The sequence below is a fragment of the Cereibacter sediminicola genome (assembly GCF_007668225.1).
Classification (GTDB): Bacteria; Pseudomonadota; Alphaproteobacteria; order Rhodobacterales; family Rhodobacteraceae; genus Cereibacter_A; species Cereibacter_A azotoformans.
This window is the reverse complement of record NZ_VDEK01000085.1, coordinates 1-2,234: the sequence shown is the minus strand read 5'-3', so window position 1 is coordinate 2,234 and position 2,234 is coordinate 1. Positions and strand designations below refer to the sequence as shown.

Annotated in this window: 2 protein-coding genes and 2 pseudogenes; 3 read left to right on the top strand and 1 reads right to left on the bottom strand. The window is 61.4% G+C overall.

What is annotated here, in order from left to right; translation table 11 throughout:
* Positions 1–54: 54 nt before the first annotated feature.
* Positions 55–390, bottom strand: a pseudogene (locus tag FG154_RS20300) (recombinase family protein); the annotation flags it as partial.
* Positions 391–736: 346 nt separating this feature from the next.
* Between FG154_RS20300 and FG154_RS20295 the strand changes: the two are divergent.
* The 3 genes and pseudogenes from FG154_RS20295 (at position 737) to FG154_RS20285 (ending at position 1,726) form a co-directional block, all read left to right on the top strand.
* Positions 737–1,044 (top strand): annotated as a pseudogene (locus FG154_RS20295) (XRE family transcriptional regulator).
* Between the two features lie 111 nt (positions 1,045–1,155).
* On the top strand, positions 1,156–1,410 hold the full coding sequence (locus FG154_RS20290; RefSeq protein WP_145111908.1) for a ribbon-helix-helix domain-containing protein: 255 nt from the start codon (positions 1,156–1,158) through the stop codon (positions 1,408–1,410).
* 4 nt (positions 1,411–1,414) lie between these two features.
* On the top strand, positions 1,415–1,726 hold the full coding sequence (locus FG154_RS20285; protein ID WP_145111905.1) for a type II toxin-antitoxin system RelE/ParE family toxin: 312 nt from the start codon (positions 1,415–1,417) through the stop codon (positions 1,724–1,726).
* Positions 1,727–2,234 lie beyond the last annotated feature (508 nt).

Sequence of the window (2,234 nt, the reverse complement as noted above, 5' to 3'; positions counted from 1 at the left end):
AGCCGGGTCACTTCTCAATGGAAATCCCGGGTCAGTTCTGCGTGGAAATCAACACCGGATGCCCGCGCGGGAACAGACGTGCTCGTGGTAGGCACCCTCGTCGGCATCCTGAAAGCGCCCCCAGCGGCTGACATCATAGACGAGGATCGCCTTGAAGTCGGCATGGCCGGATTGGACCTCGGCCATCAGGTTCTGCAGCGCCTCGCGGCCGTCGAGCCGAAGACCGGAACGCCCTGAATCCTCGAACACACGCAGGATCTGCAGGCCGCGGGTGGAAGCGTAGCTGCGGATGACGTCCAGCTGGTTCTCGGTCGAGTACTTCTGGTGATCGGTCGACATCCGGACATAGGCGACGGCGGGCACGTCCGGCTCTGCCGGACCGTTTTCCATCTGTCTGATGCCGCCTTGACCTCGCATGCGTTCCGCCCGGCTCAGCCTTTCGATTTGCGGCTCGGCCAATCGAGGACGCGACCAGCCTCCCCGCAACCGGCCACTCGTTTCTCACTTGGCGCGGTGCGTCCTGAACGCAGCAATGCCCTCCCATAACGCTTGGCAGGCTGGATCGTCGTCGGAGAGGGCGCAGGCAGGTCTGCCTGCGGCTGCGCGGTGATCTCGCAGGTCATCGCCATCCCCTTATAAGATCGATCGCCCTTGAGTGGCCGCTCAATGGCGCCGTCGCGGACACATATGGATTCTGCCGTTTTGTTGGCTCTCCAAGTATTTAGCGGAGAGGAACATGAAGGTGCGGATCAAGATGGGCACAGTTGTGCCGAAGATGGGCACAATTGTGCACCTGGACGAAATTCCGGATGACTATAGACGCGCCATTGCCATGGCATTGCACGTGGAACTCGGATCGACGCACCGCGCGATCAAGTCGGCGATGCGCTGGACGGGCGCCAGCGAGCGGACGGTGAAGTACTGGTTTCAGGGCGAGCGAGGCCCGAGCGGCGAGCACCCCTTGTGTCCCTTGCACGTCATTCCGAGGCCGTGCTGATCGTGCTGCTGGTCCTGGCAGACAGGGTGGTGCTGGAGGATGACTAGGACTAGGCGCATCGTCAGCGGCCCCGCGGATCGCGCAGGGCCGTGTGCCGCCGAGCTTGCGGTCGTGTTCGTTTTTGGTTATCTTGAATACATGCTAGAAGGAGGCACGCCATGTCCCGCACCACCACCATGACAGTCCGCGTAAGCGGCGCCCTGAGCGAGTTCGTGGCGACCAATGTCGGCGAGGACGGGGACTACGAAAACGTCAGCGAGTACATCCGCGACCTGATCCGCCGCGACAAGGAGCGCGCCGAGCGCGAGGCTTTCGACCGCCTCAAGGCCGAGCTGAACCGCGCCTTCGCCGCGCCCGAGGACAGCTACAGGCCTCTGACCGCCGCCGAGGTGATTGCCCGGAACCGGACCTGATCGGATGGCGATCCGCGTCCAGGAGGCGGCCTCGCTACGCCTCGACGAGATCTACCGCTACACCCGCGACCGCTGGGGCGAGGCGCAGGCCGAGACCTACATCACCGGATTGTTCGCCGCCTTCGAACAGATTGAGACGCGGGGCGTCGTGTCGAGACCCGTACCGGCCGAGTTCGGGGTGGAGGGGTACTTCTTCCGCTACGAGCGCCATTTCGTGTACTGGCGGCGGCTTTCCAACGGCGACACCGGCATCGTGACCGTCCTGCACGAACGCATGCACCAGATGGCACGGCTCAAGGACGACTACTTATCGTAAGTCATTGAAAATGTTTCGATCTGTTCTGTCAGGCGAAACTGTCTGAGGTGGAGAAGGTTGGATACCAGGCCCACCCCCTCCGCCACTTGCCCCCGCGAAAGCGTTCTCTCGATCCGGCTGCGGCCGGATTTTTCCGTTGTTTTCGAGGGTTATGCGGGAGAGGCTGAGCACCGCCGCCAGCGCAAAGAGGCTCGGAAACGGTCTCTCAGAGCCGATACTCTCCGGACCTCATGACTGCGCGAGTTTGGTGAATTCTCCTTAAGGCGATGTAATTAATCATTTTTCCGGACGACTGACCTGAACACTTCGACCGGGGTCGCGCTCAGTGAGATGGAACAGAAATCGAACTTTCGTCGGTTGACAGTACAGCAAAAAGGTTTTCCGCAAGGCGCCATTCTTTATGAAGATGCACAAAAGGGGCGGGAAGCCGCCGTTCGTTGCGATGTGAACGACTGTATCGACCCAGCGGAATCTGCACATGTTAAGCCGCTAAGGCGAATGCCTCGGC

Bases quoted from the DNA above. Each gene is read 5' to 3' on its own strand.
- FG154_RS20285 (WP_145111905.1), top strand. From the start codon at position 1,415: ATGGCGATCCGCGTCCAGGAGGCGGCCTCGCTACGCCTCGACGAGATC.
- FG154_RS20290 (WP_145111908.1), top strand. From the start codon at position 1,156: ATGTCCCGCACCACCACCATGACAGTCCGCGTAAGCGGCGCCCTGAGC.